Raw genomic sequence first — 25,267 nt, forward strand, 5'->3', positions numbered from 1 at the left:
CACCAAAAAATTATAGGTACCTTCTTATCTCATCTGCTTGGGCGTGATGTCCATGCACACGCCGGCCGCAATGGTGGATCCCATATCACGGACAGCAAACCGCCCGAGCTGCGGGATCTCTTTGACCTTCTCGATGACCATGGGCTGGGTGGGCCTGATCTTGACGATTGCAGCATCGCCGGTCTTGAGGAACGTGGGGTTCTCTTCCTTGACCTGGCCGGTCCGGGGGTCGAGCTTCTTCATGAGCTCGACGAAGGAGCATGCGATCTGGGCGGTGTGGCAGTGGAAGACCGGGGTGTACCCGACGGTCAGGGCGCTCGGGTGGTGGAGCACGACGACCTGTGCGATGAACTCCTCTGCAACGGTCGGCGGCACGTCGGCGGCACCACAGACATCGCCACGGCGGATGTCGCCCTTGCCGATGCCGCGGACGTTGAACCCGACGTTGTCGCCGGGGAGTGCCTGCGGGATCTCCTCGTGGTGCATCTCGATGGACTTGATCTCACCCTCTTTGTTCGCGGGCATGAAGCTGACCTTCATTCCCTTCTTCATGATGCCGGTCTCGACACGGCCGACGGGCACGGTTCCGATACCGGAGATGGAGTAGACGTCCTGGATGGGGAGACGCATGGGGAGGTTCGTGGGCTTCTCGGGTTCGGTGAGCGCGTTGAGTGCGTCGAGTACCGTCGGGCCCTTGTACCAGGGAGTGTTCTCGCTGGGCTTGGAGATGTTGTCGCCGACGAACGCGCTCATCGGGATGAAGCTGATTGCGTCGGGCTTGTAGCCGACTACCTTGAGGAGCTGGGAGAGCTGCTCCTTGACCTCGTTGTAGCGCTTCTCGTCGTACTTGGCGGCGTCCATCTTGTTGATCCCGATGATCAGCTGGTTGATACCGAGCGTACGGGAGAGGAAGACGTGCTCCTTGGTCTGCTCCATCACGCCGTCGGGTGCGGCGACGACCAGCAGTGCGGCGTCTGCCTGGGATGCGCCCGTGATCATGTTCTTGACGAAGTCACGGTGGCCGGGGCAGTCCACGACGGTGAAGTAGAACTTGTCCGTGTCGAACCGCTTGTGGGCGATATCGATGGTGATACCGCGCTCACGCTCTTCCTTGAGGCTGTCCATGACCCAGGCGAACTCGAACGAGCCCTTACCCTTGGATTCGGCCTCTTTCCTGAACGACTCGATGATGTGCGGGGCCACGGCTCCCGTCTCAAAGAGCAACCGACCGACGGTGGTAGACTTCCCGTGGTCGATGTGTCCGATAACTGCTAAATTCATGTGGGGCTTTTCAACTGCCATAGATTGTATCCTCCACTCAAATAGGCCTGTCAGCTCGAACAGCCTGCTTATGCGAGTATCTTATACGTATGACGTCCTCCATATAAAGCATTTCTATGCGCGCCAGCAGCGCGCATGCTCCAAAAAACCCCGGCAATCGACAGAATCTTATTCTCCTGAAATCTACGTTCTTCGTACCATGAAGATACTTGAGTTTCACCGTGACGATGGAAGTGACCGGGTGACGGTAGCATGCGCAGATCGCGAGGTCTCGGTCCACTCCCACTGCGGTTACTGCAGGCACTGTGCGGGTGTCCGGGTGGGCAAGCGGACGATCCCGACACCGCAGCGCCAGGCTCTCTCCGGTGTCCGGCTGGGAGGCAACCCCGACGAAAACCTGTTAAACGCGGCCATGATGTTCAACACCCTTGTCCGGGACGGGACCGCTATCGAGTGCGAGGACGACGCGGGCGAAGGGTTCGCTTCGATGTACGGCCGTTAGACGCCGCCGCCGGCGCACCGGCTATCCTTCGCTACTTCTCTGCCGGGACTTCCGGCCCGAACTCTTTTCGGACCTCTTCCGCGAACCTGTCATACCCGATCTCGTCCATCTGGTCGGCGAGGGGCCGGCCGCTCCATGCGGTGCGGTAGACCCAGTAGACGATGCGGTCGACGACCTCGACGACCTCCTCTTCGGTCTCGACGGTGACGAGTTCTCTTCCTGCGGCGGGGGAGGCTCCGCGCCGGCCCCCGACCGTGATCTGGTAGTGGGCATACTCGGACTTCAGGAGGTGGTAGGGACAGGAGTGGATGCAGATGCCGCACTGAACGCACTTGCTCTCGTCGAGAACCGATACGCCGTTCTTCAGTTTTATGGCGCACTGCTTGCAGTACTCCGCGCAGGTGCCGCATCCCGTGCAGAGTCCCGGAACACGCAGCGGGCGGATCCTGCCGATGATCCCGATGTCGTTTAAGAGCGGGCTGTTGCACATGTAGGTGCAGCCGGATATGGCGATGCGGAGCCGTATCGGGAGTTCTTTTCCGAATACCCGCGCGTCGATCTTCCGGGCAAGGTCGATCGTCTCGCAGTTGGCATATTTGCACCGCTCCGTGCCCGGGCAGGCCATGACGTTGACGACTTCGTTGTACTCCGCTCCGATGGGCGTCCCGTTCTTCTCGAGGTCTTTGGCTATCTTCACGAGGTTATCGGGGTTCACGTGCGGAATCTCCACCGTCTGGCGCATGGTGAGGTGGAGCGAGCCATCGCCGTACTTCTCGCTGATCTTTGCGAGTTGCTTGACCTGCGCCGCGGAGAGGGCTCCTGCCGGAACCCGCACCCGGACCGTCGCATAGTCCGCGTTCCGCTCGGTGATGATCCCTCCCCGGGAGTAGAGGGTATGGTCCTGCATCATTCTACAGTAGTAGCGGCCGCCGGGGTAAAAAAGGTGATTACGGGAGAACGAGGAGGAGAATGATCCCTGCCCGGACGATCTCGTTTGCGGCGCCGACGACGTCGCCGTTGACGCCAGAAAAGAGCCGCCGGGCGAGGGCGAGCATCAGTGCCGCGATGACGGCCGTGGCCGCGAGGGCGAGCGCGATCGTTACCTGCGGCACCGGCAGCAGGAAGAGCGGAAGCGCGAGCAGGAAGGTCGGGACGAGGAACCACGGCTTTGCAAACCCGTGAAGATAGGAGTGAATCCCCTCCCGGAACGGCGTGCCGAGCGTGGTGAGCCAGGACATCGCGACCTTTGCGCAGACTTCGGCGATGAGAATCGTCGCCGGGAGGTTCGCGGCGGTCTGGAGTCCGGCGAATGCGAGGAGCGTGACGATGATCCCGGCCGCAACGGCTCCGGCCCCGGTCGTCCGGTCGGTCATGGCCGCGATCCGTTTCTCCCGGCTCCCGTGAGCCATGAGCCCGTCGCCGAAGTCCAGCAACCCGTCGAAGTGGTTGCACCCGGAGAGGAGAAGCGCCGTTGCGAGGGCGACGGCCGCGCCCACCGGCGGGGACGCTATCCAGTAGGTGATACCGGCCGCTATCCCGCCGATGACGTAGCCGGCGAGCGGGTAGAGGTAAGAGCGGTGGGCGAAGTGCTCGAAGTCGACCGGCTTCCCGAGGGGGAGCGAGGTGCAGAACTGCAGGAGGGCGAGAACGGATTTCACGTCGATCCCATCGACTCGCTGTAGAGGCGCGACGTGCATCCTGCGATCAGCCCGGCGACGGCGTCGTCGAGGAACGGCCCGAGTTTGCCCAGGATTCCCGGCTTCTTCTGGTCGTAGCGGGTGAACTCGAACCGTGCATAGGTCCCACCGATCACCTCGGCGATGGCCATCCCGATGATCTCGTCGGAGAGCAGGAAGACCGGGTCGTCAGCGATCTCGGAGTCTTTCCGCTTCACGTAGAGTTCGTCCTCGAGCAGGAGGGCACCGAGAAGGAGCGACGAGATGTTCGGGTCCTCGAGGGCCTTCTGGATCTTTGCATCAAGCCTGCGCGCGGCCTCATCCGCCTCTATTCCGTGGGGGACGTAGAGTTCCATCGCGGCGGCGACGATCTCTCTCCTTACGATGCCCTTCTCTTCCAGCCTGCGCTCTATCTCGAACATTGTTGAAGTATTTGGTTTGGGGAGGTATTTTTGGGTTTGGTATTAACGACGCTCGGAGGAGACCGAAGGTCTTCGAACGAGCGGAGTTCGAGAAAACCCGAAGGGTTTTCGAGCAGCGACGGGCCGACGGGCCGGAGCACCGTAGGTGCGACTGGCGAAATACCGAAGTTCATGCACTGCCAGATGGCGCCCGTCCACTGCGCCCCCTCCCTGCTTAAACTCGCCCCCTGTCCCCCTCCCCGCCCTCTCCGACAGCAACCTCTTCTATCCCGCGGCACCTATCCTGTACCAGATGTCACACCCGTTCCTCTCACAAGACCCCGGGATAAGGCCCGAGCGCCCGATGCTGGCGCTCATCCTCGGCAACACAATGCTCTCCACCGTCCCCGGCATATCCGGCGCAGGGCCGACCCCCGAAAAGACCCTGCTCACCCCGGTTCTGGACGCGGAACTCGTCACGACCGGCGCGATCACGAGTGCCGCGGCCCGGCCGAACACCCCCACCGGCTGCCCGACGCCCGCGACCATCACCCGGTCGATGGTAGAGCTGACCGGGCTTGCCCCCGTCATCATCAACGCGGGGCTGGCTCATACCCCCACCGTCCCCTGCATCGATGTCTACGGGAGCCCCGGCGGCGATCCGAGGACGGAGGACGCGGTGCCGCAGGCGGCAGCCCTCTTCGAGCGGGGCGAAGCGGTCGGGAGGCTTCTTTCGCAGTGTAGTGATTTCTTAATGCTCGGGGAGTGCGTCCCCGGCGGGACGACCACCGCCCTCTGCGTTCTGCGGGCGCTCGGCTACGACGCCTCGGTCAGCAGCGCGTTTGTAGAGAACCCTATCGGCCTGAAAGACGCCGTCTGCCGGGAAGCGCTCGCCCGGATCGAGGCGACCGGTGCGAGAGAGCCTCTCGAGATCCTCCGCGCCGCGGGCGACCCCATGATGCCGGTGGCGGCGGGGATTGCGAGCGCCTACTCCGGCGCGATCATGTTTGCCGGAGGAACCCAGATGCTTGCCGTTGCGGCTGTCCTGAAAGCGCTCGGGAAACGGGTGCCGGGCCTCGCGACGACGGTCTACGTCAGGGACGATCCGTCTGCCGGGTTCGTCCGGTCGGTTGCCGATGTCGGCACCACCGCGTACTTCGTCGACCCGAACTTCGCCGAGCTCGGGCATGTCGGGCTCGCCCGCTACTGCATCGGCGAAGTCAAGGAGGGGATGGGGGCCGGGGGGGCCCTGACGCTTGCCTACCTCATGAACCACGAGCCCGAAGAGATCTCCCGGAAAGTCTTCGATTTCGTCAGGAACTATGCCTGAGGGAAGGACTATTACCTTTTTGCATCTATCTATAAGCAATGCTTCCACTCTATGTGGTCAATAATCACGGGCAGTTCAATCACCTGATCCTCCGGACGCTCCGTGACATGGATATCGAGGCCACGATGATCTCGAATGAGACCCCGCCGGCCGAGGTCGCCCGGGGCTGCCGCGGTATCATCCTCGGCGGCGGCCCGACCCTTGAACGCGCCGGCGTCGCCTCCGAGTACCTTGACCTCGGCCTTCCCGTCCTCGGCATCTGTCTGGGTCTGCACATCATGGCGACGGCCCGCGGGGGCGCGATCCGCCGGGGTGCGAGCGGCGGGTTCGGTGCGGTCGAGGTCGAGATCCTCGAACGGAACCCCCTCCTCCACGGCTACCCCGACCGGATGCAGGTATGGGCGTCGCACGCGGACGAGGTCTCGGTTGTGCCGGAAGGGTTTGTCCGGCTTGCAGGATCATCCATCTGCGGCGTGGAGGCGATGGCATCTCCCGATGAACACCTCTACGGCATCCAGTGGCATCCGGAGGTCAGCCATACCGTCAACGGGCGGCTTCTCTTTGAAAATTTTGACAGGATATGCTCGGAGTAGATGACGTTGCGGCTCGGCTCGGGTCGATCGGATTTCGCTGCAGGGGGTGCGGCGCCTGCTGCCGGCGGGTCGCGGAGGACTCGAATCTCGTGCTGGTGAGTCCTGCAGAGGTCCGGGCAATCATGGCGGCGACCGGCATGGCCTGGGACAAGGTTGCCGAACCCTATCCCGACTTCATCGATACCGGGAACGGTGGGAAGTACACCCTTGCATGGTGTCTCAGGCGAACTGCCGATGCCTGCATCTTTCTCCGGGACGGGCGGTGTTCGATCTACGCTCACCGTCCCTGGATCTGCCGCACTTACCCCTTCATGCTGGTGGACGACGACCTGGGGGTATCGGAGTGTCCCGGCCTCGGTGCGCCGCTCTCTCCTTGCGATGCACGCGACGCGGCGGCCGACCTCTGCAGGCGGCAGGCCGCCGAGGCGGTAGAGGAATCCGGTATCCGCGCCGTCTTCCATGAAGCATCGGTGCCGCCGGGAAAGCGCGCCGTAATCGACAGCGAAGGTGTGAAGGTGCTCGATGGCTGAGATCCGCCTTGTCGGGACGGCGCACGTTTCGCAGAAGAGCGTTGAAGAAGTCCGATCCGCCATCGAGGAGTTCCAGCCCGATATCGTCGGCGTCGAGCTCGACCGGGGGAGGTTCGTATCGCTCAGAGAGGAGGCGGCCGAACCCTCGGTAGGGGAGATCCTGAAAGGCGGGAACTTCGGCCAGCTCCTCGTTCAGTGGGTGCTCACCTACATCCAGCAGCGGATCGGCGCAGAAACCGGCGTGAAGCCCGGTGCCGAGATGCTCGCCGCCATCGAGGAAGCTGAAGCGCACCAGAAGCCCGTGGCGCTCATCGACCGGGATATCCGGATCACGCTTGCCCGGTTCTGGGGCCGGATGGGTATCTGGGAGAAGATCAAACTCATCGGAGCCCTGATCTATTCGCTCGTGAGTGTCGAGGGGCAGAAGATCGACGTCGACGAGTTTACCGACCAGGACGTCGTGAGCGCCGCTATGGAGGAGTTCCGAAAGTTCTCTCCCCGGGGCGCCCAGGCCCTGATCGATGAACGGGACGCCTATCTGGCTCACCAGATTCTGATGCTCGGAGGTCGATACGAGCGGGTGCTCGCCGTCGTCGGCGCCGGGCATATCCGGGGGGTGCAGCGATATCTTGACGCACCGGAGACGCTGCCGCCGCTCCCGACCCTGACCGCCGGGGTGAAGAGTCTGCCGTGGGCGAAGATCCTCGGAGCGGCCGTCACCGTCCTCTTCCTCCTTCTGATCGCCGCGATAGCGTTCTCGGGTGTAGGGATTGACGTCCTGCTGACCGCTCTCCTCTACTGGGTCCTGATCAACGGGGTCTTGAGCGCTGTCTTCACGCTGGCTGCCGGCGGACATCCTCTCTCGGCCGCCACGGCGTTTGCGGTCTCCTGGATGACGTCGCTCAACCCGCTGCTTGCGGCGGGATGGTTTGCCGCCATCGTCGAGGCGAAGATAAGGAAGCCCGCCGCCGGAGAGTTCCGGCAGATCATCGAGGCGGAAACTCTGACGGAGATGCGACGGATCCCGCTCTTTAAGGTGGTGCTGGTTGCAGCTCTCGCGAACGTGGGGAGCACGCTCGGGACCATCGTTTACTTCCTGTTCATCTTCCCGGTCCTCGGGATCGATCCGAAGGTGGTCATCATCGAAGGCTTCTCGAACATGCTCCAGATGATATTGGGCTTCTTCTAGGGCGGCCTTTCTGCCGGAGTCCTTCCTTCCTCCGTTTCCCCAAGGTATTTAGGTCTGGAGTGCCCACCATCGTTGCATGAGTCCGATTGGTGGAACGGTTAATCTCGGTGTCACCGTGATACGGAGCAGGCACAGCGTGCGGAAGTACAAGGACAGCCCTATCGAGGATAAGATCGTAAAAGACGCCCTCGACTGCGCGCGGCTTGCCCCGACCGCACGAAACGAGCAGCCCTGGCTTTTCGGGACGATCCAGAACCGCGATACTCTGCGGGGAATTGCCGATCTCGCCGAGAACGCCCGGTTCATCGCCGATGCACCCATCTGTTTCGCCGTCTTCGGGAAGCGGGATGCGAAGTACTACCTCGAAGACTGCTGTGCGGCGACGATGCAGCTCCTCCTCGCGCTCCAGGCATGGGGTCTCGGAACCTGCTGGGTTGCAGGGGAGAAGAAGGATTATGCCGAGGATGTCCGGAAACTCCTCAACGTCCCGGAGGAGTACACGCTCGTATCCCTCGTGCCCGCAGGATACCCCGAGGAGATCCAGATCAAGGAGAAGAAGATCCTCGACGAGGTCACGTTCTTCGAGCGCTACGAAGAAGAGTAACATCGTATACAAAGTTCTTTTTTTGCTGCGCCTTCTTCACCCGTCGCTCTGCTTTGCCGGGCAGTAGGGGCAGAGGGCATTATCGACGTCGTCGGCCTTCTCCCTGACCGGGCAGAGGTATTCCCCGTTCCTGACCTCGACCTCGAGCCCGCCGGGAAACGGCGTGCCCACCGGGTGGGCGGGGCGGTCGAGGACGAAGATGTTGAAGGCGGCGAGGAGGAAGTAGAGGAGTTCGAGGTGCCGCTCCTCCTCGTCTTCGCGAAGGCACGTCTTCTCGACCATATCGCAGAAGTCCTGGTATTCGCCCGGAAGCGGTCTCATCCCGTCTTCCAGATCTCCCCGGCGGCCAGCGGCAATGAGGGTGTGGTGCGTCTCGAAGATCTGTTCCATCACGCTCGGGTAGAGGCGTCGCCGGTATCCGGCGGGGACCGACCGGAGATCGCGCTCCACTCTCCCCCGCATCTCCTGGAGGTCGAAGAGCGAGTAGCCGGATACCGCATGGTAGAGGACCTTCGCGAGTTCCCTCCGGGTCTTCGCAGACCGCAGGCGGGCGCAGACATGCCGGACATCGCCCTTCGTGTTCATCGCATCACACGGGTTAGATCTGTGCCTGCAGATGCATCAGTCCTTCTGTTAGCACATAAAATAGTAAGGTTTATATTCATAAGAAGGAAACTTCCTTCCGATGAATGGCGAGAACACTTTGTGGTTGAGCCGGGAGCCGGACTATGATTGATTCCGGCGCCACGGCGTTTATCCTGGTCTGTACGGCACTGGTCATGCTGATGACCCCGGGAGTGGGGCTCTTTTATGGCGGGCTCGTGCGCCGGAAGAACTTCATCTCCATGCTTGCGCTGGCATTCATCGCGTTTGCCCTCGTCAGCATCCAGTGGGTCGTCTGCGGCTACAGCCTCTCCTTCGGCGCCGACATCAACGGGCTGATCGGGGGCCTGGAGTACGCCTTCCTGCAGGGTGTCGGGATGGAGGGCGACGGTATTCCGGATCTGCTCTTCATGGCCTTCCAGATGGTCTTTGCGGGCCTCACGCTTGCAATCGTGACATCCGGGGTTGCGGAGCGGATAAAGATCAGTTCGTTCGTCGTCTTCGGTCTGCTCTGGACGACGCTGGTCTACGACCCGCTTGCCCACTGGGCATGGGGCGGCGGATGGGCGGCGCAGCTTGGTGCGCTCGACTTCGCCGGCGGCACGGTCGTTCACATCAGTTCCGGCTTCTCGGCGCTGGCGCTCGCGCTCGTCATCGGGAAGCGTCTCGGGTTCGGCGGCCACGGTATGGAACCGAACAACATCCCGATGGTTCTTCTCGGCGGGGCGCTCCTCTGGTTCGGCTGGTTCGGGTTCAACGCCGGGAGCGCTCTCGCCGCGGACGGCCTTGCGGCAAACGCGTTCGTCGCGACGAACATCGCCGCCGCTGCCGGGGCACTCGCCTGGCTCTGTGCTGCCTGGGTTCGCGGCAGACCGGGTTCGGTCGGGATCATCAGCGGGGCGATTGCCGGTCTCGTAGCCATCACGCCGGCGGCGGGATTCGTCACGCCCATGGCCGCGATTCCCATCGGAGCGGTTGCCGGTCTGGTCTGCTACGGCGCTCTGCTCTTCCGGGTTCGTGAGGGACTCGACGAGAGCCTGGATGCGTGGGCGATCCACGGTATGGGCGGCATCTTCGGCGCTCTCGCAACCGGGATCTTTGCGGTCGCGGCTATCGGTGGCGTGAACGGTCTGCTCTACGGGAATCCGGGCCAGTTCCTCATCCAGATGCTGGATGTGGCTGTGGTCGTGGCCTACTCGTTCGGCGTGACCTACGTCATCGCAAAGGTCATCGATCTGGCGATGGGCCTTCGCGTCACTGAAGAGGAAGAGTATGTCGGACTGGACATCGCCCAGCACGGCGAGTCCGTGCGGGTGTGAGGTGGTGTGAATGAAGATGGTTACCGCAGTCATCAGGCCCGAGATGTTCGATGCCGTGAGGGCGGCGCTTGAGGCCGACGGCATCTACGGGATGACCGTGAGCGAGGTGATGGGGCGGGGGGCGCAAAAGGGTATCGCCCTCCGGTTCAGGGGAAAGACGGTGCCGGTCGAACTCATCCCGAAGTTGAAGATCGATATGGTCGTCAGGGACGGCGATGTCGAGAGAATCATCGGGATCGTCCGGGCGAACGGCCGGACCGGCAAGCCGGGCGACGGCAGGATCTTCGTCCTGCCGGTCGAGAGCATCTGCCGGGTGCGGACGGATCTGGAGGATCCGGAGGAAGCGTAACTTTTTTTGGGCTGGTTTGGGGGGTTTTGCCCGGGGATGGTTAATCTCTGACAGTGCCCGCACGTTAGACGTGCTGTCTGCCATACCTCCGGTACACTTGTTCTTATAGACCGTGATCGCACAACCCGTGCACGGCTTTCCAGTGGATATCACACCTTCGGTGCTCATGCTCCTGCCCCCGCACCTAACGGTGCTCCAGCTCCGTTCCAGAGGAACGTCGCACCTTCGGCCAGTCGCATATCGCCCTAGGGGTGGGGCTGGCGGGGAGTGCGATGTTCCGAAGCGCGACGGTTCGTTAGAACCGGAGCGTGAGCACCGGAGGTGCGAAGGAACGGAGCACGAGAAGGTTGAAGGCCTTTGAGGTGCGAACGAAAGCGAGCATGAGAAACCCGGAGGGTTTCGAGGGGGTAGCATCCCCCCCTGTCTCCACCTTATAATGGGATTCCCATCGCCCCCCCACCACCCGCGCTTCGCGCTCCTCCTCCGCACCTAGCGGTGCTCAAACTCCGCTCCTGATGGAACGTCGTTCCGCCCCCATGGGGGGCGGGCGGTGCGTGGCGATACTCCCACGGTCCACTGTATCGGATTTTGTAGTGTTTGAAGGTGCTAGTTGTCACGGTTCCACTGTCTCTGTAATCGCCTCTCTGGCCCTCACCTTTGCTACAGTGCTCCGGTGCACGGAGGGTTACGGCAGGGCATGGAGTGAATATGAACCGGTGTCTCTACTCCCCAAAATGCGGCAGAACCTCCTTCGTATAAAACTCCATGAACTCCCGCTGCTGCTGCCCGATCTGGTGGATGCAGACGTGGTCGAACCCCTTTCCGATGCTCTCCTCGATCTTCCTGATATGCGCCTCCGGGTCCGGGCCGCAGACCACGTGCTTCGCCACGTCCTCCGGCGTCACCATCTTCGCCGCCTGCTCGTAATGCGTCGGCGTGGGGAGGAGCCGGTTGAGTTCTCCCGTGTTTGCGGGGATCGGCCACTGCTCGTAGGCCGTCCTCTGCCCTTCCTCCTCGGTCTGGGCCCAGCAGACCGAGTTCTCGATGTATGCCGGTTTATCCCCGCCACCGGAGTCGCGGAAGATGATGAGGTTCTCCTCGGCGTTGCTGCCCGGGTTGATGAACCCGTCGCCGACCCGCGCGGCCATGGACGCGCTGATCGGGCCTTCCGACGCGATGTAGATCGGGGGGAGCTCATCCGGGAGCGAGAAGACCTGCGCGTTCTCGAGCGTGTAGAAGGCGCCGTAATAGTCCTGCATCCCGCCCTTCCAGAGCAGCCGGATAACTTCTACCGCCTCCTCGAGCATCTCGATCCTGGCCGGCGCCGGGGGCCAGCGGTCGCCGAAGACGTGCTCGTTGAGGTTCTCCCCCGACCCGAGGCCCAGGGCAAACCGTCCCGGCATCATCATGGCGGCGGTTGCGGCGGCCTGGGCGATGATGCCGGGGTGAATCCGTACCGTCGGGCAGGTGACGCCCGTCACCAGCGGGAGCGCCGCCGTCACCTGCGAGATACCGCCGATGACGCCCCAGACAAATGGGCTCTGCCCCTGCCTGCTCGTCCAGGGGTGGTAGTGATCCGATATCATGGCAAACGCAAAGCCGGCATCTTCCGCCTGGCGGGCGTTGCAGACCAGTTCCAGGGGGCCGTGCTCCTCACATGCCAGTTTATAACCGATCTCGACCATCCGTCATCACATCCGTGCCGCCGACCACCTCAAGCATCTCACGACATATAGGTTTCCCCGGCCCGGCACCAGATAAATAGAACTCTCGCCATACTGTACTGCATGGCAACGCCTACTCTCCAGGTGGCGCTCGATCTCCTCGAGCTCGATCGTGCGGTTGAGATCGCAGATGAGGCGGTCCGCGGAGGTGCGGACTGGATTGAGGTCGGGACACCCCTGATCAAGAGCGAGGGGATGCAGGCCGTGCGGACGCTCCGGGAGCGGTTTCCCGGCCACGAGATCGTCGCGGACATGAAGATCGCCGATACCGGGGCGATCGAGGTGGAGATGGCGGCGAAGTCCGGCGCCGGTGTCGTCTGCATCCTCGCCGACGCCGACGACGCCGTGATCGTCGAGGCGGTGCGCTCCGCCCGCAAGTACGGCGTCCGGCTCATGGCCGACCTCATCAACGTCGCCGACCCCGTCGACCGGTCGCGGGAACTTGCCGCGCTCGGCGTCGACTACATCAACGCCCATGTCGGCATCGACCAGCAGATGATCGGCAGGTCGTCGCTCGACCTCCTCCGCCGCCTTGCCGGGGAGACGGGCATCCCGATCGCCGTTGCGGGAGGACTGGACGCGGAGACCGCATCCGAGGCGGTCGCCGCCGGCGCCTCGGTCGTCATCGTGGGAGGAAACATCGTCAAAGCCGCCGACGTGACCGGGGCGGCGCGGCGGGTCCGGGAGGCCATCGACCGGCCCGAGATCCGGCCGCGGGAGGAGGAGAGCCGGGATGCCGCGATCCGCCGCCTCTTCGAAGCGGTCTCCGCACCGAACGTCACCGACGGCATGCACCGGAAGGGCGCGATGGCGGGGGTCGTCTCCATCTGCGGGAGGGTAAAAGCGGTCGGCCGGGCGGTGACCGTCCGGACCCTTGCCGGCGACTGGGCAAAACCCGTCGAGGCGATCGACGTCGCGGGACCGGGCGACGTCCTCGTCGTCAGCAACGACGGCGGGACATCCGTCGCCCCCTGGGGAGAACTCGCCACCCACTCCGCGAAGAACCGGGGGATCGCGGGCGTCGTGATCGACGGGGCGGTGCGGGACGTGGACGACATCCGGGAGATGAAGTTCCCGGTCTTCGCCACGGCGACCGTCCCGAACGCCGGTGACCCGAAAGGCCTCGGGGAGATCAACACCGAGATCGCCTGCTGCGGGCAGGAGGTGCGGCCGGGAGACTGGATCGTCGCCGACGAGAGCGGGGTCGTGGTGGTCCCCCGGGAGCGCGCCTACGAGGTCGCACGGAGAGCGATGGAGGTCAGGAAGAACGAGGAGCGGATCCGGGAAGAGATCCGGCGCGGCCGGACGCTCTCGGAGGTCTCGGAACTCCTGAAATGGGAGAAACGGCACTGATCGGCGGCGGCCCCTGCCTTTATCTGAAAGCGTGACACAGTTAGATTAACCGACACCCGGACGGTTTTCCGGGGAGGAGCGGCGGCATGTTGCAGGAGATCAGGAAGGAGGTCCTGGAGGTTGTTCGGGCAGTCCTCCCGATCATCCTGATCATCGTCATCCTCGAGGTCGGGGTGCTCCGTGCGGCGCCGTCTGTTCTCCTCCTGTTCCTGCTTGGGAGCGGCATGGTTGTTCTCGGGATCGCCCTCTTTCTCTCCGGCGTGAAGGCCGGCCTCCTCCCCATCGGTGATGCAATCGGGTCCGAACTCCCTGCCCGGGGTTCACTCGCACTGGTCATTGCGGGAACGTTCTTTTTTGGCCTTCTGACGATCATGGCAGAGCCGAACATCCGTATCCTCGCAGGCATGCTCGACACCGTCTCGGGAGGCGGCATCCCGTCCGGCTCCCTGATCCTCGTGATCGCGGTCAGTGTCGGGTTCATTGTTACCATGGGAGTCCTCCGCATCATCTTCGGATTCCCGCTTGCCTATCTCTTTGCCGCCGGCTACGGCATCGTCCTTCTCCTTGCGCCGTTTACACCACCGGATCTCCTCGCCGTCGCGGTCGATGCAGGCGGTGTGACAACCGGGCTCCTGGTTATCCCGGTCATCCTGGCGCTCGGGACCGGCGTCAGTTCGGTTCTCGCCGGGCGTTCGGCCCTCACGGACGGCTTCGGGCTGGTCGGGCTTGCCGCACTCGGTCCGGTCATCGGCGTCATGCTGGTGGGGGTGATCTATCTATGATCCTGACGCCGCTCTTTGAGGGAATAGATCAGGTCTTTCTTGAGGTTGCGCAGGCGCTTCTTCCCCTGCTCATCTTCTTTGGGGTCTTTCAGGTGCTCTTTCTGAAACTTCCGCGGGTCTACGTTATAAACCTCGTGCGGGGCATCCTGATCGCAGCCCTTGGCATGGTTCTCTTCCTGCAGGGTGTCAACGTCGCGTTCCTCCCGGCGGGCAGGGAGATCGGTGAGGCCGTCGCAACGTTCGACCAGTTGTGGCTGCTCATCCCGTTCGGGTTTATCCTCGGTTTTCTCGCCACCTATGCGGAACCTGCGGTCCGGGTTCTCGGCTACCAGGTCGCAGAATCTTCGAGCGGTTACATCAGGGAATCCCTGATCGTTTACACCCTCTCCGTTGCGGTTGCGATCTCCGTAGCGCTCGGGATGGCCCGTCTCGTCTATGGCATCCCACTGCTCTACATCATAATCCCCGGCTACCTCCTCGTCATCGTCCTTCTCCTCTTCACCGATCGGGATTTTGTCGGGATCGCGTTTGATTCAGGAGGTGTCGCCACCGGCCCGATGGCGGTCACCTTCCTCCTCTCCCTTGCCGTCGGAGTTGCGGCGGGGATCGAGGGCCGCAACCCCGTCGTCGACGGGTTCGGGCTGATCGCGCTGATAGCGCTCGCACCCATCCTCTCGGTGCTGATGCTCGGCATCCTCTACCGGAGAACACGAGGTGAAGATACGTGACCAACGATTACGGTAATGAACTGATCGTCACGATCGTAAAAAGGGGCTGGTCCGAGCCGGTGCTCGCGGCGGCCCGCGGTGCCGGGGCCGAGGGAGGAACCATTCTCCTCGGCCGCGGAACCGGTATTCATGAGGTAAAGACGCTTCTCGGGATCGCCATCGAGCCCGAGAAAGAGATCATCTTAACGGTTGTCGCCACCGACCGGACAGATGCGGTGCTCGATGCAATCGTCACCGCCGCAGAACTGGATCAGCCGGGGATGGGCCTTGCGTTCGTCCTTCCGATCCGGCGTGTCACGGGAAGGGTTCATATGTTCCGCAAGGGCGAGGCAGAGGGTCCTGGAGTGCCCCGGGCCCCGATTTGATCCTCGATTATCGGGAGAGGGATGCTTTGAGGAGTTCCCCGCCGCGGGCGAGGATCTGCCGGACGGCGTCCTCGACCTGGTCCACGCGCAGGATCAGGACGGCCGCATCTTTTCCCGAGTAGGCGTAGGCGTACTCGATGTTGATCCCGGCGTCCCCGAGGATCGACGCGATATCCGAGAGGCCGCCGGGCTCGTCGCGCATCTTCACGCCGATGACGTCGGTGAACGAGACGCGGAACCCGAGATCGGTCAGCGTCCGGTATGCATCCTCCGGCCGGTCGACGAGCGCACGGACGACCCCGAACCCGTCCGCCTCGGCGATGCTGAACGCAAGGATATTGATTCCTGCATCCCGTAGCGCGCCGGCGATAGCCGCGAGGCGCCCCGGGCGGTTCTCCGAAAAGATTGAGATCTGTTTGACGATATACGACTTCTCCATTATAGTGACCTCCTGTCAACAACCTTCTTCGACTTGCCTTCGAACCGCGGAAGAGTTCCCGGTTCGACCAGTTCGACGTCCACGCTCACGTTCAGCGAGCTCCGCAGGCGGTGCTCCACGGCCTTCTTGATCACCATGAGATCGGTGATCTTGTCGGAGAACGCCTCTTCGCTCACCTCCACCCGCACGAGCATGGAGTCGAGCGCACCCTTGCGGTCGACGACGATCTGGAAATGCCTGCCGACCTGTGGGATCTCGAGCAGTGCGTGCTCCACCTGTGAGGGGAAGACGTTGATGCCCCGGACGATCAGCATATCGTCCACTCTCCCGCGGATCCGGCCGATGCGCGGATGGGTCCGCCCGCAGGCGCAGGTTCCTTCCTCGACGGCAGTGAGGTCGCCGATCCGGTACCTGACCATGGGCAGCGCCTCTTTCTGCAGCATGGTGATCGTCAGTTCGCCCTGTTCCCCGGCCTCTAGCACCTCGCCGGTCGCGGGGTCCACGATCTCCACGAGCGCGAGGTCGCCCCAGATGTGGATCCCCTGCTGCTCGGCACACTCGGTGAACATCGGGCCGGAGAGTTCGCTCGTCCCGTATATGTCGTAGGCGCGGATCCCGAGCCAGTCCTCGATCCTGCCCCGCATCTGCTCCGACCAGGGTTCGGCGCCGAGGAAGCCCATACGAAGATCGGTGTCGTTCTTGATCGAGACGCCCATCTTCTCCGCCACCTCTCCGATGTGGAGGAGATAGGAGGGGGTGCAGGCGATGGCGGTGACGCGGAGATCCTGCATGAGTTCGATCTGCCGCTCGGTGTTCCCGACGCTCGTCGGAAGGACGGTCGCGCCGACACGTTCGGCGCCGTAGTGGGCGCCGAGGCCGCCGGTGAAGAGGCCGTAGCCGTAACTCACCTGCATGACGTCGCCCCGCCCGAGGCCGCAGGAGGAGAACGCCCGCGCCAGGGACTCGCTCCAGTTCTCGATGTCGCGTTCCGTGTAGCCGACGACCGTCGGTTTCCCCGTCGTCCCGGATGAGACGTGGTACCTGACCAGTTCGTTCTGTTCGGCGGAGAAGATCCTGTCCGGGTAGCCGTCCCGCAGGTCGCTCTTGTACATGAACGGGAGTTTCGCGACATCTTCGAGCGCCCTGATGTCGTCGGGATGAACCTGCTGCTCCTTCATCCGGCGCCGGTAGAAGTCGTTGAAGCTGTAGAGCCGGTATACCAGGGATTTTAAGAGCTTGAACTGGAGCCGCCGCAGGTCGTCGAGCGGCATCTCTTCCGTCCGCGGGTTCCATGGCGCCATCAGATCGCCCCCCGGCGGTCGACGACCCGTTTTGCCTTCCCCTCGAACCGGGGAAGCGTTCCCGGCTCCACCAGTTTCACCGCGGTCCGAAGACCGAGCGTATTGTGGAGTTCGCCGGAGATCTTCTTCTGCATGCGGGCAAGATCCTGCAGTTCGCCGGAGAACCCTGCCCTGCTCATCTCTACCTCGATAGTCATCTCGTCAAGATGTTTGACGCGATCAATATATACGATGAACTGCTCCCCGACCTCCGGGAGGGCCCGCAGCACGTGCTCGATCTGGGACGGGAAGACGTTGATCCCGCGGATGACCATCATATCGTCGCTCCGGCCCGTGATCCGCTCGATCTTCTGCCCGCGCCCGCAGGCGCACACGTCATCCATCAGCCGGGTCACGTCGCCGGTGCGGTAGCGGACGAGCGGCAGGGCGCTCTTGACGAGCGGCGTGATGACGAGTTCGCCGCGTTCTCCGGGAGCGAGCCGCTCGCCGGTCTTGGGATCGATGATCTCGACGAGGTAGCAGTCGTGCCAGATGTGAAGTCCGTCCCTCTCCGGGCACTCGAACGCCACGCCGGGACCGTACATCTCCGAGAGTCCGTAACTGTCGTAGGCCTTGACCCCGAGACGCCGTTCGAGCTCCACTCGCATGCTCTCCGACCAGGGCTCGGCCCCGAATATCCCGGTCTGGAGGGTATCGAGCGTCTTCCCCATCGACTCGGCCACCTCGGCGAGGTGGAGGGCATAACTTGGCGTGCAGTGGATGGCGGTCACCCCGAAGTCATCGATCATCTCGATCTGGCGGCGGGTGTTCCCGGTCGCGCTCGGGATCACGGTCATCCCGATCTTCTCGGCGCCGTAGTGGAACCCGAGCCCCCCGGTGAAGAGGCCGTAGTTGACCGCGTTCTGAAAGACGTCGTCCTCGGAGAGGCCGATCATCGTCATGTTCCGCGCGATCAGCTCCGACCAGTTATCCAGATCCTGCCGGGTGTAGCCGACGACGGTCGGTTTCCCTGTCGTGCCGGAGGTGGTGTGGATCCGGACGATCTCTTTTAAGGGAACCGCGAAGAGGCCGAACGGGTATCCGGCCTGGAGTTCCTTTTTGTAGGTAAAGGGGAGTTTCTCCACGTCGTCGAGCGTTCTGATCTCGTCAGGCGAGACGCCCGCGTCTTTTAACTTTCTCTGGTACAGTCCTACTTTCTGTGCCTGGGCTAGCGACCATTTCAGCCGCTTCAGTTGCAGATCCGCGAGTTCGTCAGACCGGATCTTCTCCATCTCTCTATTCCAGAACATAGTATCCCATCGGTTGTTCGCCGGTCGGAGAGATCGTGCCCCATCCGGCTATATTGCCCGTTATCAGGTTGCGATACTCCTGATGATCCTGCTCCGGCAGGCCGCCGGGCATACTTTACCGTTATATGAGCGGGCGGTGCGGAAAAGGTTTGTCAATGCTTGGCATGTCACGCCGTGACACTCTCCTGTTCCGACACTGCTCTCCCGGGCGGTCAGGGTCTTTCTTCCCGAAACGCCCCCGGAGCAGAGCCTTCAGGCATCCGCGCCGAACGGCGGCGCTACAGGCGGCCGGCCGGTCGATCCGCTCCCCTTGCGCTGATATTGCGTTCTCTCTGTATCCGGGAGATTCGATGCATTAATCACCGAAAACAGCCCAATACTCATTTCCAGAGTGATCAGATGGTAGCGACGGAACCCTGGCTCCCCGTCTTCGGCTACGGGGGGCACATCAAGGCGACGACACAGGAGCTCATCATCGCGCGCGGGAGCGATACCCGGCGTTATCCCCTCGAGAAGGTGAAGCACCTCCTGATCGTCGGCGGGCATACCCTGCACACCTCGGCGGTGACGAATCTCCTCAAAGCCGGCGCTGCCATCACCCTCTTCGACATCGACGGCACACCCGTCGGATATCTCTACCCTTACGGCTACCGGCCGGATGATTCGGTGCGCCTCGCCCAGGAGCGGGCCGGCCCCCACCGGTTCGCTCAGCCGCTCGCGCGGGCCGCCCTCCAGTCGAGGCTTCTTCTCCTTGAGGAACTCTACGACCACACCGGGCACGACATCTTTTACGCCGGCGAACTCGACTTCCTCCACCAGGCCCGGGAGGAACTCTCGGCCTCGGTCACGATGGAGAATCTGCGGCGACTCTCCCGCCTGACCGCCGATATGTACTACGAGATCCTCTCCCGCACGCTCCCGCCGGAACTCGGGTTCCGCCGCAGGACGAGCCGCCCTTATCTCGACCCTGTCAACGCGATGTTCTCGTTCGGTTACGCGATGCTTTACGGCAACTGTTGCGTCTCGGTGATCGGGGCTCACCTCGATCCCGACCTCGGCATGCTGCATGAAGGGGCGGGAAGTTTCGTTCACGACCTTATCGAACCGCAGAAGGCCTCGATGGTGGATCGTGCCGTCATCCGGTTTGCCCGCGAAGAGATCTCAAGCGGCGATTACGAATGCGGAGAAAAGCGGTGCTACCTTGGCGGCGATCTCTCGTCCCGGCTGGCGGCGGCGCTCCGCGACTCCATCGACCAGGCCCGTATCGACGCGCAGGTGCGCATCGTGCAGGACGCGCTCCTTGCGAACGCCGAGTTTCACGTGCTGTACTGGTAACTGCCCCGCTGGATGGTGAACTCGGGGTAAGCGGCATGGGGGATCTCCTGCTGGATGATATCCCTGATGACGACCCGGGGACACCCGTACAGCATGGAGACAAACTTGTCGAGGATGACCGGATCGGCGGTTGCGGTGATGAGCACCCGCCCGTCGGGAAGATTCATCGCCTCGCCGCCGACGCCGAGGTTGGTGGCGATCCTCTTGATGCACGCGCGGAACCCGACGCCCTGCACTCTTCCCGAGATTTTGATCTCGATCGTCTTCACAGCCAGTGCTCCTGGATGATCCGCATGGACATATCCAGTTCGTCGTATACCTCGTCCCGGATCGTCGAGTCGCGGATGTTGAGCGCCTCGCTCACGGCCAGATCGAGGATCTCCCGCGAGCGATCTTCGTAACGCTCCGCATAGATCCGGCACGCCATATCGCCGAGCACGAACGCCCGCCGTGAGAGCGGCCTGATGATTCGGGCCTCTTCGAGAGCGCAAAGCAGCATCCTGTCCGCAACCTCATGCTGCCCTGCGCCCCGGGCAATGAGGTAGAGTTCCGTGTAGTAGGCCGCCCGCTTCGCCCTGTCGGGCGCCGCACGTATCGCCCGATCGAGCGTGACCATGTCCTTTGTGGTATACTCGCCGTTCCGGATCTTGTCCCGGCAGTCGAGGATCCTGGCATAGACGGTGTTCTTCCATGACTGGGGCATGGTCTGCTCGAGCTGGACCGCCAGGTTGTACCGGATCCTGTCGTCGTCGATGGCGGAGACGATATCGGCAGCGCGCTCTCGGGCGGTCGGTCTCCCGCTCACCCGGTAGAACGAGAAGAGCATCTGGGCCATCCGCTGCTGCGTCATGGCGGTGATGAACGGGATCTGGATGTAACCGGCGGTCTGCTCCATGCCGTTCAACAGTTCCTCGATCTCCTCCTGATCGCCGTACGTCTCGGCGAACTGCGCCACATCAAAGAGCATCGAGAGCCGGACGTAGGGGGAGGGGATGTTCACGACGGTGTGGCACATTGAAGAGAGGATCTCTTTTCTCTGTGCGGGTTCGCTGACCATGTCGAAGACCGCTGCGAGAGCGTCCACGTACTCGACCGGATCCTCGATCCTGCCGACCTGCCCCATTGCCCATTCGACGTCTTTTTCCTGTCGGTTTACGGCGCTGAGGTTTCTTGCGGCGTAAATCAGGTTCTTCCTGACGAATGCCTCCCGCTCGCCTCCTATAGCATCGAGCGTCTTCTGCGCCTCGGCAAGATACTCCCTGGCTGCATCGTGATCGATCCCGGCCATGAGTCCGGCGAGGTCGGAGAGCATGATCGCGCGAACGGACGGATCGGAGAGGTCGCCGATGGTCTCGTGGAGCCTCCGGATGATCGTCTCGGCCTGCTCGACGTTTTCGAGAGCCGAATGGGCGCTCACGATCCGGTACATCCCGGTGTAGCGTGCATAGACGTCGCCGGTGTGCTCGAAGAGCCGGTACATCAGTTCGAGCACCGGCTGCGCTGCCGCCCCTCCTTCGATCCCTTCGAGCAGGTAAGCCGTCACCTCATAAGGATCGGCCGAGTCGAACTCTTTCGTGTAATCGGTGAAGAACGTGAGGATCCGCTGGATCATGGCGGTCCGCTCGTATTCTCCGTCGATCTCCAGGGAGAAGAGCGACATGGGCGCCGCAAAGATCGGGCTCGCGTAGACCTGCGTGTACTCGAGCATGATATCGACGTAACTTGCTATCTTGATCGATATCTCCTCGCGCGGGGTGCTGGTCTTGAGGAGGTCGAGCGCGATCTCGAACGGCTCCATCATGCCGTCGAAGATCTGCGCCTTCCCCCGGGAGAGCTGGTCCGCCACCTGCAGGCTCCCGACCCGGACGTAGCCTTCGACGAGGGGATCGGCCAGTTGCCGCTGCAGGGACGGGTCGGCGATCTGGGAGAGGATCTGGCCCGCCTCGTCCAGCGCCTGGAGCGAGAGCTGCTCGATCCCGTACATGATCAGGCCATGGATGACCTTGCCCATTGCAAAGAGGCAGTAGTCCCGCTCTAAGAGGGACGTGGAGAGAACCCGCATCCCGTGGAGCAGGTCGAGGTCGCCGTCTTCAACGGCGAGCACGGCAGCCTGGTCCACGATGCCGCCCATCGCCTCGGCCCGTGCCCGCTGATCCACGATCTCGCAGGTGAGTCCGGTCGCGTTCCGGAGGAGATCCCGGTCTTTCCGGACGACGCCGATCCGTGCCATCTCGACTGCGATGGTCGAGATTGCCTGCTCGCGCAGGTCCTGTTCTTCAATCTGGCTCACCAGATCCACGAGAGCCGAAGGCTCTTTCTGGCGAACGAATCCCCGCTCGATCAGGATGGTGTTGCACTCGAGAAGCAGGGCGTCCTGTGAACGGTGTGATCCCGCGAGTTCCTTTATGGCTGGTATGTGCCTGACGACCTCGTCAAAGTCGTATTCCTTGCAGAAGTCGGTCACCGCCTGGTGAACCAGCGAATCGGCGATATCGATATCCAGTGTGGCGAGGATGTTCTCGCGGACGAGCCCGATCTCGTCGCGCCGGACACCCTCTTTGATCAGGCGGACACTGGTATCGAAAAATTGGGCGTTGATCCTCTGTGCACTGCTGCTGGCCTTTTTCATGACCTCGATTGCGTGGTAGAAGTCGCCCATGCGGGAGAGTGCATCGGTGATCTGCCGGTAGAGCTGGGCCGCTTTCGCAGCATCGCAGGACTCGTCGATCAGCGGCGTGATATCGAGGAGGATGGTCGGGTTGCCGCTCTTCTCGACGACCGCGATCCCGGAGAGGACGATCTCTTCGATGGGAAGCTGGGTTTCTCCCGCGCCCCGGGCGTTGAACTCGAACGCCTTCTCGAGGAACCAGCGCTCCCCGCTCCGCTCGGCTTTCTTCAGGAGTTCGAGGACGAGGGTCTGGCCTGCCCACGGTTTTTCGTCGTCGATCCGGAGCAGTTTGGTGTATACCTGTTTTTTGTCCCGCTGGCGGTCGAGGAGCTGCTCGGTCAGGATCGCGAGAACTTCCGTGAGGCGCTCTTCGGGGATGCCCGGGAGAGAATCGATGATCTGTTCGATATCGGAGATCTCTTTCTTCAGCGAGGACTTCCAGGCCGCGTCCACGATGTCGGCGATCGAGTTGGTGCGCCGGATCTTCTGGTTAATCTCGGTGGCGCTCGAAAGCCCGCTGATCACGAGGTTGATATCGCCGGACTCGATGCCCGCCCCGGCAATCGCCCGGGCCACGTCGGCGTGGAGCTGGGACTGCCGCGATATATCGCCGATCTCGGGAAGCATCTGGAGGGCATACTGCATGATGTCGATGTTCTGGTGCTTCTGTCCGTACTGGATGAAGAGCGGGATGATCTCGGAGAGGATTGCCGAACGGTATTTGCGGATGCTGATCTTATCGAAGGCCTCTCCACCTTTCTCAATGTAGTGGATGTCACCGGAATCAACCCCGGCCTGGACCAGGTCTCGGGAGATCCTGGCGAGGATATCTGACTGATGGCTCTTGCGATCGAGTTTATCGACCAGGGTGAATATCGCCGAGAACCATGCTTCGTCTTTCTTCTCGCTATAGATAACGGCAGCACGCCTGGAGAGGTCGAATATCTCTTCTCTGGTCGGTTCGACGAGCTGGCTCAAGAGTTCCGGCTGGCCTTCGTTGAACGCCGCTTCGACCAGGGCGGCATTCATCTGCTCGTAGAGCGATCTCTTCTCCTTCCTCGTCTGGGTCTCCGATATGTCCGAAGCCACCTTTTCAAGCTCACGCAGATCGCCAGAAGAGATAGCGGAGTTGATCTTCTGTTTTATCTGTAGTTTTCCATCCATTTTGATCAGCGCTCTCCCGTGGGTTCTGCATCATGTATATCCATTATCAGATATATAGATTGCCCCCCTCTCACAAGAATGTTTTTCAATGGATTCGGAGAGTTCCTCAAAAAATATCGGGGATAAGGTGGAGGATAGCAGTCCCCCGGGCACCCCGGGCGGAACTGCTTCATGGCGGTGCCGATACCGCAGGTAGAGGGATTGGGGCGGCAGGGGGATCGGGTATGCCCACCCGTGTCTGTGGTAGCCTGGGGTTCTACTTCGGCTCTAACTACCCGTCGCGTCCGTCGCGGTTCGCACCTAACGGTGCTCACGCTCCGGCCCCGCACCTTCGGTGCTCCTGCTCCGTTCCTACGGAACATCGCACCCTTCGGCCGGTCGCGTTCGGCCAGTCGCAACCATCATAATCTCCCGGTACATGGCCTCCGCGACGGCCGGGTCCTTTGCCTCGATCATGATCCTGATCATCGGTTCCGTGCCCGATGCCCGCACCAGCGCCCAGGCGTTCTCCCTGACGATCTTGATGCCGTCGATCTTCTCGATGGTCTCTCCCGCGAATGCCTCTTCGACGGTGCGGACCAGCGCTGCCGGGTCGGCGGTATGGTACTTCTCCTTGACCAGGTGGTATGCGGGGAGTTCGTCGACGATATCCGAGAGTTTCCTGCCCTTGTGGCTTGCAAGCACCGCCACCATCATGGCGGCGGTCATGCCTCCGTCCCGGCAGAACTGGTGGTCGGGATATATCAGTCCGCCGTTTCCTTCACCCCCGAACGAGACCTTCCTGCCCTCACCGATCAGCTCGATCATCCTCCTCGCGACGTAGATGCTCCCGACGGGGGTATAGTCGACGGTGCAGCCGTGCTTCTCCGCGATATCCCGGATCAGCCGGGAGGTGGCAACCGGGGTGACGACGAGCCCGCTGCCGTTTCTCGCGCAGACATAGTCCTCGACCAGACCGAACTCGTAGTTCTCTTCTATATAGCGTCCTTTGGTATCGACGAAGACCGCCCGGTCGGCGTCGCCGTCGTGCGCCACCCCGAAGTCGGCGCCCGTGGCGAGCACCATCTCCGAGAGGGGCTGCAATCCTTCGGGTGTCGGTTCGGGCATCCTGCCCGGGAAGGTGCCGTCGAGCCTGCCGTTGATGGTATGAACCCGGCACCCCATCCTCGAGAGGATGATCGGGGTCGTGAGCGCCGCGGGCCCGGAACCGGGGTCGATGACGACGGTCATCCCTTTGCCGATGCCCTCCGGGAAGTAATTCACGACGGCCTCGATGTACTCCTCCAGCCGGTCGGGTGCGGCGCTCTCGCTGCCGACGCCGTCCCAGTCGACCACATCGAACTCATCCGCAAAGTACCGGCCTTCGAGCCGGATGATCTCCTCATCGGACATCTCGGTGCCGTCGGCCTCGATGATCTTCACGCCGTTGTACTCGGGCGGGTTGTGGGATGCGGTGATCATCGCGCCGCCGGCAAACCGGTTGGTCCTGATGATGTACTGCAGGGCCGGGGTGGGGAGGACGCCCATGTCCACCACATCGCACCCGGTCATCAGGAGCCCGGCCTTGAGGGCATGGGTCAGGGCTTCGCCGGACGTCCGCGTGTCTCTTCCGACCGCGACGGTGCCTCTCCTCATCGATCCGAGCGCGGCGCCGATCTTGAGGATGAGGGCCGGCGTCATCGTCTCTCCGATCACGCCCCGTACGCCGTTCGTTCCAAACATCTGTTTTCCGTTTCGCATCC

General features: G+C 62.6%; 25 protein-coding genes. 13 read left to right on the forward strand and 12 right to left on the reverse strand.

Annotated elements, in window-relative coordinates:
- Positions 1-24 precede the first annotated feature (24 nt).
- The gene (gene tuf, locus SZ63_RS02640) at positions 25-1,302 is read right to left on the reverse strand and encodes a translation elongation factor EF-1 subunit alpha (protein WP_048180573.1); all 1,278 of its coding nucleotides are present in this window, start codon (positions 1,300-1,302) and stop codon (positions 25-27) included.
- A 178-nt stretch (positions 1,303-1,480) separates the two neighbouring features.
- On the opposite strand from tuf, the gene SZ63_RS02645 reads away from it, so the two are divergent.
- Entirely contained in the window at positions 1,481-1,783 is a 303-nt protein-coding gene (locus SZ63_RS02645) for a hypothetical protein (protein WP_048180576.1), read from the forward strand.
- Positions 1,784-1,814: 31 nt separating this feature from the next.
- On the opposite strand, the gene SZ63_RS02650 is transcribed toward SZ63_RS02645, so the two are convergent.
- The 3 genes from SZ63_RS02650 to SZ63_RS02660 are packed head-to-tail and all read right to left on the reverse strand — an operon-like array spanning position 1,815 to position 3,881.
- Positions 1,815-2,690 carry a 4Fe-4S binding protein gene (locus SZ63_RS02650; protein ID WP_082122624.1) on the reverse strand — a complete coding sequence of 292 codons (876 nt, stop codon included), beginning with the start codon at positions 2,688-2,690 and terminating at the stop codon, positions 1,815-1,817.
- A 40-nt stretch (positions 2,691-2,730) separates the two neighbouring features.
- The gene (gene cobS, locus SZ63_RS02655; RefSeq protein ID WP_048180581.1) at positions 2,731-3,441 is read right to left on the reverse strand and encodes an adenosylcobinamide-GDP ribazoletransferase; all 711 of its coding nucleotides are present in this window, start codon (positions 3,439-3,441) and stop codon (positions 2,731-2,733) included.
- On the reverse strand, positions 3,438-3,881 hold the full coding sequence (locus SZ63_RS02660; protein ID WP_048180585.1) for a phosphatidylglycerophosphatase A: 444 nt from the start codon (positions 3,879-3,881) through the stop codon (positions 3,438-3,440). The genes cobS and SZ63_RS02660 overlap by 4 nt, the downstream gene beginning before the upstream one ends.
- A gap of 292 nt (positions 3,882-4,173) precedes the next feature.
- On the opposite strand from SZ63_RS02660, the gene cobT reads away from it, so the two are divergent.
- The 5 genes from cobT to SZ63_RS02685 all read left to right on the forward strand — a co-directional run bounded on the left by cobT (position 4,174) and on the right by SZ63_RS02685 (position 8,106).
- On the forward strand, positions 4,174-5,190 hold the full coding sequence (cobT, locus tag SZ63_RS02665; protein ID WP_048180587.1) for a nicotinate mononucleotide-dependent phosphoribosyltransferase CobT: 1,017 nt from the start codon (positions 4,174-4,176) through the stop codon (positions 5,188-5,190).
- A 38-nt stretch (positions 5,191-5,228) separates the two neighbouring features.
- Positions 5,229-5,783, forward strand: coding sequence for a GMP synthase subunit A (locus SZ63_RS02670; protein ID WP_048180591.1), 555 nt, complete (start codon positions 5,229-5,231; stop codon positions 5,781-5,783).
- Entirely contained in the window at positions 5,771-6,313 is a 543-nt protein-coding gene (locus SZ63_RS02675; RefSeq protein WP_048180594.1) for a YkgJ family cysteine cluster protein, read from the forward strand. The genes SZ63_RS02670 and SZ63_RS02675 overlap by 13 nt, the downstream gene beginning before the upstream one ends.
- Positions 6,306-7,502: a TraB/GumN family protein gene (locus tag SZ63_RS02680; protein WP_048180598.1), complete on the forward strand. Its 1,197-nt coding sequence runs from the start codon at positions 6,306-6,308 to the stop codon at positions 7,500-7,502. Before SZ63_RS02675 ends, SZ63_RS02680 begins: the two co-directional genes overlap by 8 nt.
- A gap of 76 nt (positions 7,503-7,578) precedes the next feature.
- Entirely contained in the window at positions 7,579-8,106 is a 528-nt protein-coding gene (locus SZ63_RS02685; RefSeq protein ID WP_048180601.1) for a nitroreductase family protein, read from the forward strand.
- 36 nt (positions 8,107-8,142) lie between these two features.
- Here the strand turns inward: SZ63_RS02685 and SZ63_RS02690 are convergent, their stop codons facing one another.
- Positions 8,143-8,691, reverse strand: a complete 549-nt coding sequence (locus SZ63_RS02690; protein WP_048180604.1) for a DUF2115 domain-containing protein — start codon at positions 8,689-8,691, stop codon at positions 8,143-8,145.
- Positions 8,692-8,834: 143 nt separating this feature from the next.
- On the opposite strand from SZ63_RS02690, the gene SZ63_RS02695 reads away from it, so the two are divergent.
- Together SZ63_RS02695 and SZ63_RS02700 are read left to right on the forward strand one after the other, a co-directional pair.
- Positions 8,835-10,028, forward strand: a complete 1,194-nt coding sequence (locus SZ63_RS02695; RefSeq protein ID WP_048180608.1) for an ammonium transporter — start codon at positions 8,835-8,837, stop codon at positions 10,026-10,028.
- A 10-nt stretch (positions 10,029-10,038) separates the two neighbouring features.
- The gene (locus SZ63_RS02700) at positions 10,039-10,377 is read left to right on the forward strand and encodes a P-II family nitrogen regulator (protein ID WP_048180611.1); all 339 of its coding nucleotides are present in this window, start codon (positions 10,039-10,041) and stop codon (positions 10,375-10,377) included.
- Between the two features lie 722 nt (positions 10,378-11,099).
- On the opposite strand, the gene SZ63_RS02705 is transcribed toward SZ63_RS02700, so the two are convergent.
- Positions 11,100-12,062, reverse strand: coding sequence for a TIGR03557 family F420-dependent LLM class oxidoreductase (locus SZ63_RS02705; RefSeq protein ID WP_048180614.1), 963 nt, complete (start codon positions 12,060-12,062; stop codon positions 11,100-11,102).
- A gap of 102 nt (positions 12,063-12,164) precedes the next feature.
- On the opposite strand from SZ63_RS02705, the gene hxlA reads away from it, so the two are divergent.
- The 4 genes from hxlA (at position 12,165) to SZ63_RS02725 (ending at position 15,329) form a co-directional block, all read left to right on the forward strand.
- On the forward strand, positions 12,165-13,454 hold the full coding sequence (gene hxlA / locus SZ63_RS02710) for a 3-hexulose-6-phosphate synthase (protein WP_048180617.1): 1,290 nt from the start codon (positions 12,165-12,167) through the stop codon (positions 13,452-13,454).
- Positions 13,455-13,540: 86 nt separating this feature from the next.
- On the forward strand, positions 13,541-14,236 hold the full coding sequence (locus tag SZ63_RS02715) for a DUF1538 domain-containing protein (protein ID WP_048180620.1): 696 nt from the start codon (positions 13,541-13,543) through the stop codon (positions 14,234-14,236).
- Entirely contained in the window at positions 14,233-14,964 is a 732-nt protein-coding gene (locus SZ63_RS02720; protein WP_048180623.1) for a DUF1538 domain-containing protein, read from the forward strand. The genes SZ63_RS02715 and SZ63_RS02720 overlap by 4 nt, the downstream gene beginning before the upstream one ends.
- Entirely contained in the window at positions 14,961-15,329 is a 369-nt protein-coding gene (locus SZ63_RS02725; RefSeq protein ID WP_048180626.1) for a P-II family nitrogen regulator, read from the forward strand. Before SZ63_RS02720 ends, SZ63_RS02725 begins: the two co-directional genes overlap by 4 nt.
- Before the next feature lie 7 nt (positions 15,330-15,336).
- Here SZ63_RS02725 and SZ63_RS02730 read toward each other — a convergent pair whose 3' ends face one another.
- Genes SZ63_RS02730 through SZ63_RS02740 form a run of 3 tightly spaced genes read right to left on the reverse strand, consistent with a single transcriptional unit; the run spans position 15,337 to position 18,358 of the window.
- A complete protein-coding gene (locus tag SZ63_RS02730) occupies positions 15,337-15,768 on the reverse strand; it encodes an ACT domain-containing protein (RefSeq protein WP_048111992.1) in 432 nt (143 codons plus the stop codon).
- Positions 15,768-17,069: a phenylacetate--CoA ligase family protein gene (locus SZ63_RS02735; protein ID WP_048180630.1), complete on the reverse strand. Its 1,302-nt coding sequence runs from the start codon at positions 17,067-17,069 to the stop codon at positions 15,768-15,770. The genes SZ63_RS02730 and SZ63_RS02735 overlap by 1 nt, the downstream gene beginning before the upstream one ends.
- Positions 17,069-18,358, reverse strand: coding sequence for a phenylacetate--CoA ligase family protein (locus SZ63_RS02740; protein ID WP_048180633.1), 1,290 nt, complete (start codon positions 18,356-18,358; stop codon positions 17,069-17,071). Before SZ63_RS02740 ends, SZ63_RS02735 begins: the two co-directional genes overlap by 1 nt.
- A gap of 399 nt (positions 18,359-18,757) precedes the next feature.
- Here SZ63_RS02740 and cas1 point away from each other — a divergent pair, with 399 nt between their 5' ends.
- Positions 18,758-19,693 carry a CRISPR-associated endonuclease Cas1 gene (gene cas1, locus SZ63_RS02745; protein WP_048180636.1) on the forward strand — a complete coding sequence of 312 codons (936 nt, stop codon included), beginning with the start codon at positions 18,758-18,760 and terminating at the stop codon, positions 19,691-19,693.
- Here cas1 and SZ63_RS02750 read toward each other — a convergent pair.
- From SZ63_RS02750 to glmM, 3 genes are all read right to left on the reverse strand, one after another.
- Positions 19,675-19,962, reverse strand: coding sequence for an acylphosphatase (locus tag SZ63_RS02750; RefSeq protein WP_048180642.1), 288 nt, complete (start codon positions 19,960-19,962; stop codon positions 19,675-19,677). The genes cas1 and SZ63_RS02750 overlap by 19 nt on opposite strands.
- A complete protein-coding gene (locus SZ63_RS02755) occupies positions 19,959-23,525 on the reverse strand; it encodes a hypothetical protein (protein WP_048180645.1) in 3,567 nt (1,188 codons plus the stop codon). The genes SZ63_RS02750 and SZ63_RS02755 overlap by 4 nt, the downstream gene beginning before the upstream one ends.
- 351 nt (positions 23,526-23,876) lie before the next feature.
- Positions 23,877-25,265 carry a phosphoglucosamine mutase gene (gene glmM, locus SZ63_RS02760; protein WP_048180647.1) on the reverse strand — a complete coding sequence of 463 codons (1,389 nt, stop codon included), beginning with the start codon at positions 25,263-25,265 and terminating at the stop codon, positions 23,877-23,879.
- Positions 25,266-25,267: the final 2 nt, after the last annotated feature.

It is taken from the genome of Methanoculleus sediminis (genome assembly GCF_001017125.1).
GTDB classification, from domain to species: domain Archaea; phylum Halobacteriota; class Methanomicrobia; order Methanomicrobiales; family Methanoculleaceae; genus Methanoculleus; species Methanoculleus sediminis.